This is a genomic window from Vibrio sp. SCSIO 43133, from assembly GCF_023716845.1.
Taxonomy (GTDB): domain Bacteria; phylum Pseudomonadota; class Gammaproteobacteria; order Enterobacterales; family Vibrionaceae; genus Vibrio; species Vibrio mediterranei.
In genome coordinates, this window is the sequence record NZ_CP068024.1 from 227,059 (window position 1) to 241,251 (window position 14,193).

Annotated in this window: 15 protein-coding genes; 6 read left to right on the forward strand and 9 right to left on the reverse strand. The window is 44.3% G+C overall.

Going from position 1 to position 14,193, the window contains the following annotated elements:
- Window positions 1–208: 208 nt before the first annotated feature.
- From JKJ11_RS01100 to aspA, 4 genes are all read right to left on the reverse strand, one after another.
- Entirely contained in the window at window positions 209–844 is a 636-nt protein-coding gene (locus JKJ11_RS01100; RefSeq protein WP_038223850.1) for a response regulator transcription factor, read from the reverse strand.
- A 109-nt stretch (window positions 845–953) separates the two neighbouring features.
- Window positions 954–2,771 carry a protein-disulfide reductase DsbD gene (locus JKJ11_RS01105; protein ID WP_252038656.1) on the reverse strand — a complete coding sequence of 606 codons (1,818 nt, stop codon included), beginning with the start codon at window positions 2,769–2,771 and terminating at the stop codon, window positions 954–956.
- A gap of 137 nt (window positions 2,772–2,908) precedes the next feature.
- Entirely contained in the window at window positions 2,909–4,219 is a 1,311-nt protein-coding gene (locus JKJ11_RS01110) for an anaerobic C4-dicarboxylate transporter (protein WP_252038657.1), read from the reverse strand.
- 148 nt (window positions 4,220–4,367) lie between these two features.
- Window positions 4,368–5,819 (reverse strand): aspartate ammonia-lyase, encoded by a 1,452-nt coding sequence (aspA, locus tag JKJ11_RS01115; protein ID WP_006075419.1) that lies wholly within the window; start codon window positions 5,817–5,819, stop codon window positions 4,368–4,370.
- 352 nt (window positions 5,820–6,171) lie between these two features.
- Between aspA and JKJ11_RS01120 the strand changes: the two genes are divergently transcribed.
- Genes JKJ11_RS01120 through mutM form a run of 3 tightly spaced genes read left to right on the forward strand, consistent with a single transcriptional unit; the run spans window position 6,172 to window position 8,002 of the window.
- The gene (locus JKJ11_RS01120; RefSeq protein ID WP_031493359.1) at window positions 6,172–6,675 is read left to right on the forward strand and encodes an FxsA family protein; all 504 of its coding nucleotides are present in this window, start codon (window positions 6,172–6,174) and stop codon (window positions 6,673–6,675) included.
- Between the two features lies 1 nt (window position 6,676).
- On the forward strand, window positions 6,677–7,183 hold the full coding sequence (locus JKJ11_RS01125; protein ID WP_051647213.1) for a hypothetical protein: 507 nt from the start codon (window positions 6,677–6,679) through the stop codon (window positions 7,181–7,183).
- A 9-nt stretch (window positions 7,184–7,192) separates the two neighbouring features.
- The gene (mutM, locus tag JKJ11_RS01130; RefSeq protein WP_006075423.1) at window positions 7,193–8,002 is read left to right on the forward strand and encodes a bifunctional DNA-formamidopyrimidine glycosylase/DNA-(apurinic or apyrimidinic site) lyase; all 810 of its coding nucleotides are present in this window, start codon (window positions 7,193–7,195) and stop codon (window positions 8,000–8,002) included.
- 71 nt (window positions 8,003–8,073) lie between these two features.
- Here mutM and lpxM read toward each other — a convergent pair whose 3' ends face one another.
- The 4 genes from lpxM to coaBC form a co-directional block, all read right to left on the reverse strand.
- Entirely contained in the window at window positions 8,074–9,030 is a 957-nt protein-coding gene (gene lpxM / locus JKJ11_RS01135; RefSeq protein ID WP_252038658.1) for a lauroyl-Kdo(2)-lipid IV(A) myristoyltransferase, read from the reverse strand.
- A gap of 12 nt (window positions 9,031–9,042) precedes the next feature.
- A complete protein-coding gene (gene lpxL, locus JKJ11_RS01140) occupies window positions 9,043–9,984 on the reverse strand; it encodes an LpxL/LpxP family Kdo(2)-lipid IV(A) lauroyl/palmitoleoyl acyltransferase (RefSeq protein ID WP_006075425.1) in 942 nt (313 codons plus the stop codon).
- A gap of 5 nt (window positions 9,985–9,989) precedes the next feature.
- Window positions 9,990–10,580, reverse strand: coding sequence for a nucleoid occlusion factor SlmA (gene slmA / locus JKJ11_RS01145; protein ID WP_006075426.1), 591 nt, complete (start codon window positions 10,578–10,580; stop codon window positions 9,990–9,992).
- A 227-nt stretch (window positions 10,581–10,807) separates the two neighbouring features.
- Entirely contained in the window at window positions 10,808–12,010 is a 1,203-nt protein-coding gene (gene coaBC, locus JKJ11_RS01150; RefSeq protein ID WP_198557246.1) for a bifunctional phosphopantothenoylcysteine decarboxylase/phosphopantothenate--cysteine ligase CoaBC, read from the reverse strand.
- A gap of 210 nt (window positions 12,011–12,220) precedes the next feature.
- On the opposite strand from coaBC, the gene radC reads away from it, so the two are divergent.
- The 3 genes from radC to rpmG all read left to right on the forward strand — a co-directional run bounded on the left by radC (window position 12,221) and on the right by rpmG (window position 13,612).
- Window positions 12,221–12,895: a RadC family protein gene (gene radC, locus JKJ11_RS01155; protein WP_107307341.1), complete on the forward strand. Its 675-nt coding sequence runs from the start codon at window positions 12,221–12,223 to the stop codon at window positions 12,893–12,895.
- A 299-nt stretch (window positions 12,896–13,194) separates the two neighbouring features.
- Window positions 13,195–13,431 carry a 50S ribosomal protein L28 gene (gene rpmB, locus JKJ11_RS01160; RefSeq protein WP_004728407.1) on the forward strand — a complete coding sequence of 79 codons (237 nt, stop codon included), beginning with the start codon at window positions 13,195–13,197 and terminating at the stop codon, window positions 13,429–13,431.
- Between the two features lie 13 nt (window positions 13,432–13,444).
- A complete protein-coding gene (gene rpmG / locus JKJ11_RS01165; RefSeq protein WP_002535344.1) occupies window positions 13,445–13,612 on the forward strand; it encodes a 50S ribosomal protein L33 in 168 nt (55 codons plus the stop codon).
- Between the two features lie 101 nt (window positions 13,613–13,713).
- Here the strand turns inward: rpmG and trmL are convergent, their stop codons facing one another.
- Window positions 13,714–14,190, reverse strand: coding sequence for a tRNA (uridine(34)/cytosine(34)/5-carboxymethylaminomethyluridine(34)-2'-O)-methyltransferase TrmL (gene trmL, locus JKJ11_RS01170; protein WP_171390012.1), 477 nt, complete (start codon window positions 14,188–14,190; stop codon window positions 13,714–13,716).
- Window positions 14,191–14,193 lie beyond the last annotated feature (3 nt).

The following is a 14,193-nucleotide window of genomic DNA, read 5'->3' on the forward strand; positions in this document are numbered from 1 at the left end:
AACAAAGCTTTGCTGAATTTCGGTATGAAAAGTGTGATGTTAATTTGATGTTAAATTAGCCAAAGGTCTAACGTTTATCGATAAGATTGGAAATAAAAGTAGTTGAATGAGGTAGGAATTTATTGCAAATACTGCATGAAATCCCCTTCAGAGCGCATAGTAACTAGCTCTAAAGGGAGTAGTGAAGCGAGTTGAGGAGCGGAAAGAGCTAGCTGTCGGATTCCATTTGCTGCAATAGAATCACCGCTTGAGTACGATTCTTTACACCAAGTTTTCTAAATATCGCCGTCATATGTGCTTTGATTGTAGCTTCAGAGACATTCAAATCATAAGCAATTTGCTTGTTCAGTAAACCATCAGACAACATGCCTAATACTTTGTATTGTTGTGGAGTAAGTGTTGCCAGCTTTTCCGCAAGGTCGTTGTTCTCAGCACTATCAATCAAAAGCTCAGCAGGGAAATAAGGTTCTCCGTTCAACACCTGATTCAAAGCATTAATCAGTTCACGCATGTCACTGGATTTAGGAATAAAACCAAAAGCGCCATGCGTTTTAGCTTGAGACACGATACTGGGCTCTTCACTAGCAGAGATAACGACGACCGGAATATCCGGATAGTCAGCTCGTAGGTGAATCAGTCCGGACATGCCATTGGCTCCTGGCATTTTAAGATCAAGCAAGATCAAATCTGGTTCATCATTCTTGGCAAGCAATCCAAGTAGCGAATCCAAGGAATCAGCTTCTAGTAGATTGGCACCACTTATCGCCATGTGCACTGATTGGAAAAGTGCATTCCTAAAGAGTGGGTGATCATCAGCGATAATAATGGTGTAGCTGGGTTCCATAACATCTCAACTTTTTACGAAAGTGTTAATTTATATTATTAATTCAGACGGCTCTTTGAACAAATGAATCAATGCAAAACTCTGATGAGAATCGAATTTTTATTGTCTATCATGGGCTAAAAGTATCAATCAGCTGGTTTTTACGAAGATGTTGCAAAAAGTCCTCAGCAGGAACAAAGCCTGTAAGACGAGCGCTGGACACCGCATTGCCTTTTGCATCCCAAAATTCAATCGTAGGGAGCCCAAGCACATCCATCTGTTTAAGCAACTCAATATCTTGAGGTTGGTTTTTAGTGACGTCGGCTTGAAGTAACACAAACTGAGACAACACGGGCTCAACCGAGGCATCATGGAAGGTGTACTTCTCGAACTCTTTACACGCCACACACCAGTCGGCATAGAAGTCCAGCATAACGGGTTTTCCGGCTTGTTTTGCTTTGGCGAGTTCCGCATTGAGCTCTTGCACATTATTAATCTGGATGAAACTGACAGTGACTTCGCTGCTTACATTATTGCTGGTGGAGCCAAACCAATGGTTCAGCAAAGGTTGTGCTGAAGCAAATAAACCTAGGATGGCCAGTATCCCAACACAGCTTTGTTTCCAACCGCCGAAGGGCAGTGCGTTTTTCTGATGATAAAGCCAACCAAAGGCAGAGATGCCCAGTACTGACCAAAGCACGGTACTCCAAAACTCAGGCAGTAGTCTTTCAAGTAGAAAGATTGGCGCTGCGAGTAAGACAAAACCAAACAGTATTTTAACTCGTTCCATCCAATTACCCGCTTTAGGCAGCAGTTTATTTCCAAATACCGCGGCAGCCATAAGAGGGATACCCATACCTAGGGCAAGAGCATAAAGCGCGATACCGCCAGTCAGTAAATCTCCACTTTGTGCTACATACAACAACGCTCCTGATAACGGAGCTGTAGTACAAGGAGAACAGACTAAACCTGAGATAGCTCCCATGGCGAAAACACCAAATAAGTTGCCACCTTGCTGTTTATTGCTGAGATTATTGAGCCAAGTTTGCAGTCCGCTTGGGAGCTGTAGGGTATACAAACCAAACATAGATAATGATAGCGCGACAAACAAAGTACTGAGGCCGATTAACACATACGGATGCTGCATCGCGGCTTGAAACTGCATACCAGCAGAGGCGACGACTAGTCCCAGTAGTGTGTAAGTTAACGCCATACCTTGTACATATACGAGGGATAATACCAGTGCTTGTTTATGGCTGCGTTTACCACCGCCCAATACAATGCTGGTTAGGATAGGGTACATAGGTAGCACACAAGGCGTGAATGCGAGCCCTATGCCTAATAGTAAAAATAACGCAGGTGTCCACCAGTTTTGAGCCAGTTTATCAGTCAGTTCACTATCTCGAGTTTTCGATGGTGTGGCGTTAGCAGTATCCGCAGCTGTTGTTTTAAAGACATTCGCGTTATCGAGAGGAGTTGCACTGTCAAAGTCGAATGGACTGATGTCTATGACACGTGTTTCTGGTGGATAACAGAAGCCTGCTTTTGCACAGCCTTGGTACTGCACAATGAGCTTGGCTCCAGTCTGATATTGACTCAATGGTACTTCGACAAAAAGGGGTTCTGTGTAGATATTGACGTCACCAAAAAATTCATCTTTATACGGTGTTCCGTCTTCCATCTTGATGCTGCCAATAGCGACATTTTCACCACTGATTGCAATGCGCTCTTGATAGAGGTAATAGTCCTCTTTGACCTGCCAATCGATGAACACTTTATTACCTTGTTGGTAGAAGTTCATAGGGAAAGCTTCATCAACAGGGACAAAAGTATTGGCGGTATTTGGAGCGAAAGCTGGTGCATTATTGGAGTTGCCAAATAGCGCCCAGCTCGGGGTAGAGAAGGCAATAGCGAAAAGTAAGATGAACGGAGACAATATTCGGTACATACAAGCCAAGTAAACGCGATCGTGAATAAGTTGAGGTTATATTAACTTAGGACAGGAAGATAGGCTGTTTTGTTTCAACTCAGACAAAAAAAGAGCCGCGTATCAACGCAGCTCTCATTTTTTAGAATAGCCTAAGGTTAGCCAATCAAAATGCCGCCAAAGGCAAAGCCTAGTGCGACTGCTGTTGCGATAGTTGCAACACCAGGAATGAAGAATGGGTGGTTAAAGACTAGATTACCGATTCTCGTTGAACCTGTGTCATCCATTTCTACCGCCGCCAATAAGGTTGGGTACGTTGGAAGAACGAATAGTGCACTAACCGCTGCAAATGAGGCAACCGCTGTGAGAGGAGCAACTCCAATCGCTAATGCTGCTGGCATAAGTGCAACTGTCGTTGCACCTTGAGAATAAAGCAGCATAGAAGCAAAGAACAGTACTAGGGCTAACATCCATGGGTAGTCAGCAAGTAGCGCGCCTGCAAACTCTTTGATGCCGTCCACGTGTGCGTTAACGAATGTTGAGCCTAACCATGCAACACCTAGTACGCACACACATGCTGTCATGCCCGAGCGGAAGGTGGCTGCTGAAGGAATTTTAGACGCATCGATCTTAGTGGTTAGCGTGATGATTGCTGCCGCTGCTAACATTACCGTCATAATTGCTTCGTTACGTCCAAGCGCAGGGTCTTCAATCAAACCAATAGAGCCAGAGATAGCCGCTGCGTAACAAACAACGAAGGCAATCGCACCTAGGAAGATGTAGGTTGCTTTCTTCGCTGTCGGTAGGATCTCACGTTTTTGAGCAGTGTTTAGTTTGATAAGACCTTGAGCCAAGCGTTCTTGATAAACCGGATCATCTTTAAGCTCGCTACCCATAAAGTTGGCAACAAACGCACCGACCATACAAGCGATAAAGGTGGTTGGGATACAAACCGCAAGAAGTGTTAAGTAATCAATGCCCATTGGCGCTAGCATAGCTGCAAAAGCGACAACTGCGGCTGAGATTGGAGATGCTGTAATCGCTATTTGGGAAGCGACAACGGCGATTGAAAGCGGGCGAGATGGACGAACGCCCTGACCTTTTGCCACTTCGGCAATTACAGGTAGTGTAGAGAACGCGGTATGACCTGTACCAGCCATGAGTGTCATCAAGAAAGTTACAATTGGAGCGTAAAAGGTAATCCTTTCTGGATGTTTGCGAAGAAAATCTTCAGCAACTTGTACTAACCAGTCCATGCCCCCAGCAACTTGCATTGCGGCAATCGCAGTAATGACCGACATGATAATTAGAATAACATCCACCGGGATGTAAGCTTGGCTTGTCGGTACGCCTAAGACTAAAGATAGGGCAATAACACCCGCACCACCCGCTAAACCAATTCCAATACCGCCTATACGTGCACCTAAATAGATAAATAGCAGTACGACGGCCAGTTCTATAGCAACCATAGCAATTCCTCGCATTATATCTTTGGGTCATTTGTGTAAATGACGGAAGATATTTGTTTATGTCGTGTTATTTGAATTTTATAAAGTCTTTAATTTGGCAAAGTAACAACTAAAAAGGCTCCCCAAAAGGAGAGCCTTAACTGCAGTATTACTCGTAGCGTTTCGCTTTATACTGAGGTTTCATCAGATTGTCTACTGAGAATATGTCATCGAGCTCTTCTTCTGAAAGTAGCCCTCTCTCAAGCACTACTTCACGAACACTCTTACCAGTTTCAGCACAAATCTTACCCACAATGTCGCCTTCGTGGTGACCAATATAAGGGTTTAGGTAAGTCACAATACCAATAGAGTTAAAGACATAGCCCTCACAGATTTCTTTATTAACGGTGATGCCATCTACACATTTATCACGAAGGTTAATGCAGGCATTCTTCAGAATATCGAGAGACTCAAACATGCTTTGTGCAATGACTGGCTCCATCACGTTAAGCTGAAGCTGTCCACCCTCTGCTGCAAATGAGATAGTGTTGTCATTACCAAGTACTTTGAAGCACACTTGGTTAACCACCTCAGGCACTACAGGGTTTACTTTAGCTGGCATAATGGATGAACCAGCTTGAAGCTCAGGTAGGTTCAGCTCGTTCAAGCCTGTACGTGGGCCTGAAGACAACAAACGAAGATCATTACAGATCTTAGATAGCTTAACGGCCAAGCGTTTTAGAGCGCCGTGTGTCATTACGTAAGCGCCACAGTCTGACGTTGCTTCAATCAAATCTTCAGCTGGAACACATTCTAGTCCTGTGACTTCAGTTAGGTGTTTAACGGCTAACTCTTGATAACCTTCTGCAGCGTTTAGGCCTGTACCGATGGCTGTTGCGCCTAGGTTTACTTCAAGCAGTAACTTAGAGGTGTAGTCTAGGTTACGAATTTCTTCGTTCAAAGTGACAGCCCAAGCATGGAATTCTTGGCCCACAGTCATAGGAACGGCATCTTGTAGCTGGGTACGGCCCATTTTTAGAATCGTAGAGAACTCTTGGCTCTTGTCTTCAAATGAACCTTTTAGATACTCGATAGCATCAATGAGTTTACGAACACTGTTGTAAACCGCGATGCGGAACCCTGTTGGGTACGCACAGTTGGTAGACTGGCTCTTATTTACATGGTCATTAGGGTTGATGAACTCATATTGACCCTTTTCTTTACCCATCAGCTCTAGCGCAACGTTAGCAATGACTTCGTTGGTGTTCATGTTGACAGAAGTGCCTGCGCCGCCTTGGAACACGTCAGATGGGAATTGGTCCATGCACTTGCCAGTTTCCAAAATAACATCACATGCTTGAATGATGAATTGCGCGATGTCTTTTGGAATGACGCCTAGTTCTCTGTTGGCTAATGCGGCTGCTTTCTTGGTCATTACCATACCGCGAACAAAGTCGGGTACATCAGAAATGGTAACGTTGGAGATATTAAAGTTTTCGATAGCGCGCAGCGTGTGAATGCCATAATAAGCATCCGCCGGGACATGACGTTGGCCTAATAGATCTTCTTCAATACGAGTGGCTTGAGTTGCTACAGGATTAGCGTGTGTGGTTGTAGCCATATTTTGGATCCTTAGATTATTGTTCTGCGTTGATTACAGTATATTTGCCAAATCTGTTTTAAGAATCCATTCGCCAGAATAATTGGCTAGTTATTACGTCCTGACTTATGGGGTACATATTACTCAAAGTAGCACATAAAAATAGTATCCAGATCACCTTTTTCACCGAAAGTTTGCACAACGTTGCGTAACGAGTCGGAGATGCGATAACCATCAAAAAAATTCATGAATTTATTGTTCAAATTTATACTTTGTAAAACTAAATCTGTGCTTTAGGCTGGTGAAACTGAGCATTTTATTTGTGGTTTGGTTCTAGGTCAGCGTAAACTGACATCAAACCAAGGAGGACGTTGTGTTTCCGATATTATTATTACTGTTTATTTTTGTACCAATTATCGAAATTGGGTTGTTTATTCAAGTCGGTGGTTTCCTAGGATTGTGGCCAACAATCGGGTTAGTTTTACTAACGGCTTTTGTGGGTGCGTCTTTAGTAAGAAGCCAAGGTTTGCAAACGCTAATGTCGGTGCAAACGCGACTTCAGCAAGGTGAAATGCCTGCACAACAAATTGTTGAAGGTGTCATGCTAGCGGTATCGGGTGTCCTATTGCTTACCCCTGGCTTTATGACGGATGCCCTTGGCATGTTAGTCCTATTACCGGCACCGCGTGCGGCGATAGCGAAATATTTGATGAGTAAAATGGTAGTGAAAACCATGTCTAACGGAGGGTTTCACCAAGGCGGCTTCCAAGGTCATGATCCTTTCCAACAAAATCCTTTCGACAAGCACCAAGATGGCAATACTTTTGAAGGTGAATACGAACGTAAGGATGACGATGATCGTAATAAGTTAAACTAACGTGATATTCAAACGTTTCAAGCTCACCAAGCGTCGTTGGAACAACATATTAATTATCGCCATCTCGGCGTTTATGTTGTTGATGGCGGCGCCAAATCTCATTAAGCAGTATCTTATTGAACAAGATGTCGAGCCTCAGGTTTTAACTGGGTTGGTGCTGGATCCAAATGCCAGTCCAATTGAAATTAACTACGCAGGCATACAGTTTTATCTTGATGACGAGACTTGGCATGCTATTCCTGAAAAATGGACGTCAGACGCAGCTAGTGTCATTCAGCGTTGGCGAGCCATTCAGGGGACTCCTGTGGATGAGAAGACCTACGCCAAACTAAAACCTGTATTGGAAAACCCAATGACGGTCGAGGTGTGGTATCAGGAGAAAGAAGAGCCTCAACGTATTACGGCCTATCAGCTTGAAAAATTCTGGCTGCTGAATACCTACGATGAAAATTGGGTTGCAGTCAGCTTTGAAGCCAGTAGTCTAATACCTACCGAATCCAATCAATAAAGGGCTCTTATGCCAGAGTTACCTGAAGTAGAAGTGTCTCGTCTTGGGATCAGTCCACACTTATTGGATGAGACCATTAAAGAAATTGTGGTACGCCAAAGACAATTGCGCTGGTTGATCCCACAAGAAATTCATCAGTTACATGGGCAAGCGATCACGTCGATTCGTCGTCGAGCTAAATATTTGCTGATAGACACTGACAAAGGAACGGCAATTGTTCACCTTGGTATGTCGGGAAGTTTACGTGTTCTTGAGAACCCACCTGAAGCGGAGAAACACGATCACGTTGATTTGGTTTTGAGTAACGGTAAAGTGATGCGTTACAACGATCCACGTCGCTTTGGAGCTTGGCTTTGGTGTGCGCCTGGAGAATCTCATGAACTCCTAGCGAACTGTGGTCCTGAGCCATTGACTGAAGAGTTTTGTGCCGATTGGATGTCGGAGAAAGCAAGAAACAAACGTGTGGCGGTAAAAACCTTCATTATGAACAACGCCAATGTTGTGGGGGTAGGCAATATATACGCTTGTGAGTCATTGTTTAGCGCTGGAATACACCCAACAACACCCGCTTATAAAGTGACTTTGACTCAGTGGCAGTTACTCGTTTCAGAAATAAAGCGTGTTTTAGCACAAGCGATCACTCAAGGTGGTACGACGTTAAAAGATTTTTCTCAATCGGATGGTAAGCCAGGATACTTTGCTCAAGAGTTGCAAGTCTATGGACGAGCTAACGAACCTTGCCATCAGTGCGGAGAACCAATAGAACAAATGAAAATCGGGCAAAGAAACACGTTTTTTTGCTCCCATTGTCAGCAGTAATCTTGTGTCTTGTATTCAAACAAAAGCGCTTGCCGAGGCAAGCGCTTTTGTTTTTGATTGATGCTTGGTGACTAGATATTGTCGTAGATACGAACACCATCACGTTGGGTTTCGAGAAGGTATAAGTTCCACATATACTGTTCAGGTTTATCTCGTAGCAAATCTTCAATCGCTTTATTCATCGCCCGTGCATCTTGCTCTTCATCACCCGTAGGGAAGTTATCGATAGCAGGCAGAATATGCACTTCGTATTTGCTGGTTTTGTCGTTATAGGCAGGCAGGACGGGCACTACTTTTGCTCGCGATAATCGAGACATTTTGCCAAAGCCTTTTAATGTGGCTTTTTCTGTGGCAAAGAAAGGCACAAATACTGAGTTTTGTGGGCCATGGTCCTCATCAGGCAGCCAATATCCGATATACCCATCTTTAATAGAGCGCACGAATGGTTTCACTCCAGCACTACGAGCAAAGATACGACCACCATATTGCATACGCTGAACATGCATCAGCCAGTCACCAATAGGGTTGTTTTGTGGCTTCATGATCGTTGCGACTTTGTAACCTTGCGCAGCGAGCATCACCGCCGGGTAATCAACAGCCCATGCGTGTGGTGCTAAGATAATCACATTCTCACCAGCATCTAATAAAGGCATCAGATTTTCTTCACCGATCATAATGCCACGCTGCTGGTTGTGTTTAGTTGAGCGAATCAAAAACTCTGAATACCCTAACAAGTATTGACCTGCTTTAGCAAACGTCTCTTCGACAATATGCTGGATCTCTTGCTCGGACTTTTCTGGAAAACACTTTTGTAGATTGAGGCGAGTACGCCTGACTACACGACCATTTTTGCCAACGATAATACCAGAGATGTAGCGGGCAAATTTATCGCGTGGTTTAGCGGGTACAAAAGCCAGTAAAACAGCAAAGAGAATACCGAGCCAAGTTCCCCAGTGCTTTGGGTGTAAGAATGCCCATTGGAAAGTAGGGTTATAGAGGTTTTTATCTATATTTTCTTGATTACTCATAAGGCTTAACAGTTAAAGATAGCGTGAGTTAGTTTGAGTTTCATCTGGCACAGATTTGAATCGTTTGTGCATCCACAGCCACTGTTCTGGAGCTCTTAGGATAATTTGCTCGACATATTGGTTCATCAGGGCAGCCGCGGCAACTTCATCTTTCTTCGGGTATTCATCTTCAATGGATTGATTTGCGATGATTTCATATTTGCACCTTTCGTTCCTAAATCCAGAGCCAGGAACAATAGCGCATTTGCTTGTATAAGCCAAAATACTAGTACCTGTTGTTGTACAAGTTTCTTTTACGGCGAAGAAAGGTACAAAAACGCTCTTATTGTGGCCATAGTCTTGATCTGGTAAATAGAACAAGCGGTGACCTTGACGCATTACGCGGATCATCGATTTGAGGTCTGTACGATAGATCAATTTATTGCCATTTCGGGTTCTGCCTCTATATTGGATGAACTCATAAGCAGGGTTGCTATGAGGACGATAAGCACCATAACCGGGAAGCCCTAACACTGCAAAAGCTCGAGCGGTAATTTCGAGGTTTAATGCATGCACACAGCACAACAGTACACCTTTACCTTCTGATTCATGTTTTTCGAGCGCACTGATATCTTTTGCAACCAAAATACGCTTGAAGCGCCATGTTGGCCAAAACCAGGTAATCCCTGTTTCAATCAAAGCCATACCTGAATTCTTGAAGTTCTCTTCTATAAAGGCATCATGCTCTTGCGGTGTTTTTTCAGGGAAGGCGAGCTCTAAATTGCGTTTGGCTATCTTGGCTCGTTTACCACCAAAACGCATCCCAAATTTGCCCAAACCTCGGCCTAACTTGAAGAGGAGTGAATAAGGAAGCAAATTTACAATCAGTGCGAGTAGACCAAACCCGAACCATACTCCCCAATATTTAGGGTGAAGTAACGACAAGGTAAAGTCTGGCTTTTTATCTGTTTTCATTCAGTTTACTGCAATTGTAGTTTGAGTAACGCCCAGTATTCATCAAAGGTGGACGTTGGCGTGTATTTAAAGTCAGAGCGAACAAAGCGGTTTAAGCTACCTTCAACTTGACCAAGCAGTTGTGCTGCTAGAATTTTATCATCAACAGGGAAGCTTTTACCTTCGCGAATTTTGCGCTCACGAAGGATTTGACGCAAAGATGTCTCAATTCTTTCATAAAGCTGATTAATTCGGTCGCGTAATCGTTCATTCTCAAACATTAGAGCATGACCAGAAAGAATGCGACTTAATCCTGGGTTGCGTTCGGAGAAAACGAGTATCAATTGAAGTACCAGGCGAATACGTGTCAGTGTGTCTTTTTCTTCATCGAGAATGCGGTTAATTCGAGACATTAAAGATTCTTCAATAAACTCGATAAGCCCTTCGAACATACGGGCTTTGCTGGGAAAATGACGATAGAGGGCTGCTTCAGACACCCCAACTTGCTTGGCAAGCTTTGCGGTGGTGATGCGAGATGTTCCTTCATTAGACTCAAGCATTTGAGCGAGTGCTTGAAGGATTTCCTCTTTTCTATTCGACTTTTTCGTAGCGGACATAAATCCTTTTCCTTTTGATTACTGCATGCCAATTTCAGCACGATATCGCCCATAAGTAGATCTGTTAGTGTACCTAAGCGGCTTATAACTACACAGTTCAACGTGGTAAATGGTTGAACTGTGTAACAATCTCTGTTTAGGAGAGTACATTAACGGAAAGGCACTCTGTGATAAGCAGTTTGCCTATGAGTAACACAAACAGCCTGTGCCACCTTGTCTCATTAGATTTATGCTAGCTGCTCTGAGATAGCTTCCAAAATGGCGTGACTTAACTCAGTTTTCATTGCGCTGCCTAATGACTTGCTACCGCCTTGCCAATATACGGTAATCGCATTCGAGTCACTGTTAAAGCCTTGACCAGCGATAGATACATCATTTGCACAAATCATATCCAGATTCTTACGTTGTAGCTTATCTAAGGCGTATGCCTCGACATCTTGTGTCTCAGCGGCAAAACCTACAGTAAAAGGACGTGATGCTGATAACGAAGCCACTGAGGCAATGATGTCAGGATTCTTCACCATAGTGATATGCATATCATCGTTATCTGCAGTTTTCTTGATTTTTTGAGCGGCAATATCGACAGGGCGATAGTCGGCTACAGCGGCGCAGCCAATGAAAATATCGTGATGGGTGGCATTGGCCATAGCCGCTTGATGCATCTCTTCGGCACTGACAACGTTAATGCGTTTTACTCCATTTGGCGTTTGGAGAGAAACTGGACCTGAAATCAACGTAACCTCAGCTCCGAGCTGCTGTGCTGCTTGAGCCAAAGCGAAGCCCATTTTTCCAGAGCTGTGGTTAGAAATATAACGGACAGGATCGATAGCCTCACGAGTTGGGCCTGCGGTGATCACAACCGACTTGCCCGACAATGGCTTAGGACCAAAGAACTGCTCACATTTCTCGACCAATTGCATTGGCTCAAGCATGCGTCCTGGACCAACGTCACCACAGGCTTGTTCACCAGCAGCGGGTCCCCAGATCATCATTTCTCGACGCGCGAGTGTGGCAATGTTTTCTTGGGTCGCTACGTTAAGGTACATTTGTTGATTCATTGCCGGTGATACGGCAACAGGAGCGTCGGTAGCCAGAACCAGCGTCGACAGTAAGTCATTCCCCATGCCCGCTGATATTCTAGCAATAAGGTCGGCAGTCGCTGGGGCTAGAAGAACAAGGTCAGCCCACTTAGCTAATTCAATATGACCCATGGAAGCTTCTGCAGCAGGGTCGAGTAAACTATCGGAGACTGGTCTGCCTGAGACGGCTTGCATGGTGAGAGGGGTAATGAACTCTTTGGCCGCTTTCGTCATGACGACTTGCACTTCTGCGCCGCGCTCGATGAGTCGACGCGTTAGCTCTGCACATTTGTAGGCTGCGATACCACCGCTAATGCCCAATAGTATTTTCTTTCCAGCTAATGTTTGCATAACCAGCTCCTTAAATTTTTCTGCGGCTAAGATACCAAATGCGTTGATGTCCCGCCACTTTCAAGGGGCTTACCTACAAAACTGCTGTTTGATAAACCTCGCAGTTACATACTAACGAGTATTCATTCGCAGCTTACTTGTTGCCTCCTGTCTATTTATTTCTAATTAAGTAATAAAGCAGAGACCGAAGTTCTACTTTAACTATCCATCATGGTTCTAAAACATCTCCCTAGTGAATCATTACCTCGAGAGAAGCTGCTAAATAGAGGCAGTCATGCTCTGAGTGATGCTGAGCTGCTTGCCATTTTTCTGCGTACCGGAACAAAAGGCATGAATGTAGTGCAACTGGCAGATGCTTTGTTGTCAGATTTCGGTTCCTTAAGAGCTCTGTTTACTGCTAGTCAGGAGGCATTTTGTCAGCGTAAGGGGTTGGGGCTGGCAAAATACGTTCAGTTGCAAGCTGTGTTGGAAATGAGCCAGCGCTATTTATGTGAGACCATTCAGCGAGGAGATAGCTTAAATAGTCCAGAGCAGACTAAACACTATTTAATGAGTGTGCTGCGAGATAGGCATAGAGAAGCTTTCTATGTTCTGTTCTTAGACAACCAGAATCGTGTCATTGCCGATGAAATAATGTTTGAAGGTACGATAGATGCTGCGTCTGTTTATCCTAGGGAAGTGGTAAAGCGCGCTCTGCATCATAATGCGGCGGCTTTAATCCTTGCTCATAATCATCCTTCGGGAGTGGCAGAGCCCAGCCAAGCCGATAGGCGTATCACTAGACGGTTATCTGATGCACTCGGTTTAGTTGATATTCGAGTTTTGGACCATTTTGTCGTTGGAGATGGGGAAGTCGTCTCTTTTGCAGAAAGAGGCTGGATTTAACGGCCTAAATAGAAGAAAGTACATTTTATTGTAATAACTGTGATACAGAGCTTTTGTTTTGGTGATTTTCTGCTATGATTCGCGCACTAAATTATCAACCAACATCAGCTCAAAGTGAAAAAGATCAGCAAATCCTTAAAAAAGGATCTGTTCGGGTCTTGAGCAATGCATGTCAAGTTAGTATAATGCGCGACCTTTGATAGCCTTGTATGGGTACTCCATAATGGTTATGGCCTCTTATAATTGAGGTTCGGCCACCAAGGTTGATATCGAGCTGAAACGATTTGGAGAAGACATTCATGTCCCGAGTATGCCAAGTAACTGGTAAGCGTCCTGTAACGGGTAACAACCGTTCACACGCACGAAATGCTACCAAGCGTCGTTTTCTGCCGAACCTACAAACTCATCGTTTCTGGGTAGAAAGCGAAAAACGCTTTGTTAAACTACGTCTGACCGCTAAGGGTATGCGTATTATTGATAAGAAAGGCATCGATGCTGTTCTTGTTGATATCCGTGCTCGTGGCGAGAACGTATAAGAGGAATTAAGCAATGGCTAAAGGCATTCGTGAGAAAATTCGTCTAGTATCATCTGCTGGTACTGGTCACTTCTACACAACTGACAAGAACAAGCGTAACATGCCAGGCAAATTTGAGATCAAAAAGTTTGATCCAGTTGTTCGCCAACACGTTATGTACAAAGAAGCTAAAATCAAGTAATTGATAAGTTTCTTCTTGTTATGTATTGAAAACCCAGCCTAGTGCTGGGTTTTTTATTGCCTAAATTTCAGGCTCGGTTAACGCTCTCGCTAATAAAGGGCTTAAACCGCCCCTTCAAAACCAAACTGTCGCCACGCTTCATAGGCAATAATCGCCACCGCATTGGATAGGTTTAAACTGCGCGCATCTGGCATCATCGGAATGCGAATGCGTTGCTCCATCGGTAGACTTTCAATCACTTCTGCGGGCAGACCGCGGGTCTCTGGTCCAAATAGCAATACATCACCTTGTTGGTACTTCGCATCCGTGTGATGGCCGGTGGTTTTTGTGGTGCAAGCAAACAAGCGGTAGCTCGGATTGTTCTCTTCAAGGTAAGCGATAAAGGCGGCGTAGTCTTTATGACGTTTGACGCGAGCTAGATCATGATAGTCGAGACCGGCGCGACGCACTTTCTTCTCTTCTAAATCAAAACCAAGTGGCTCAATTAGGTGTAGGTTTGCGCCACAGTTGGCACAAAGTCGGATAATATTTCCGGTGTTTGGAGCAATTTCAGGCTCGTAGAGGGCAATATCAAACATATA

Coding starts and splice junctions, on each gene's coding strand:
- JKJ11_RS01100 (WP_038223850.1), bottom strand. CDS start 844: ATGGAACCCAGCTACACCATTATTATCGCTGATGATCACCCACTCTTT.
- JKJ11_RS01105 (WP_252038656.1), bottom strand. CDS start 2,771: ATGTACCGAATATTGTCTCCGTTCATCTTACTTTTCGCTATTGCCTTC.
- JKJ11_RS01110 (WP_252038657.1), bottom strand. CDS start 4,219: ATGGTTGCTATAGAACTGGCCGTCGTACTGCTATTTATCTATTTAGGT.
- aspA (WP_006075419.1), bottom strand. CDS start 5,819: ATGGCTACAACCACACACGCTAATCCTGTAGCAACTCAAGCCACTCGT.
- mutM (WP_006075423.1), top strand. CDS start 7,193: ATGCCAGAGTTACCTGAAGTAGAAGTGTCTCGTCTTGGGATCAGTCCA.
- lpxM (WP_252038658.1), bottom strand. CDS start 9,030: ATGAGTAATCAAGAAAATATAGATAAAAACCTCTATAACCCTACTTTC.
- lpxL (WP_006075425.1), bottom strand. CDS start 9,984: ATGAAAACAGATAAAAAGCCAGACTTTACCTTGTCGTTACTTCACCCT.
- slmA (WP_006075426.1), bottom strand. CDS start 10,580: ATGTCCGCTACGAAAAAGTCGAATAGAAAAGAGGAAATCCTTCAAGCA.
- coaBC (WP_198557246.1), bottom strand. CDS start 12,010: ATGCAAACATTAGCTGGAAAGAAAATACTATTGGGCATTAGCGGTGGT.
- radC (WP_107307341.1), top strand. CDS start 12,221: ATGGTTCTAAAACATCTCCCTAGTGAATCATTACCTCGAGAGAAGCTG.
- rpmB (WP_004728407.1), top strand. CDS start 13,195: ATGTCCCGAGTATGCCAAGTAACTGGTAAGCGTCCTGTAACGGGTAAC.
- rpmG (WP_002535344.1), top strand. CDS start 13,445: ATGGCTAAAGGCATTCGTGAGAAAATTCGTCTAGTATCATCTGCTGGT.
- trmL (WP_171390012.1), bottom strand. CDS start 14,190: ATGTTTGATATTGCCCTCTACGAGCCTGAAATTGCTCCAAACACCGGA.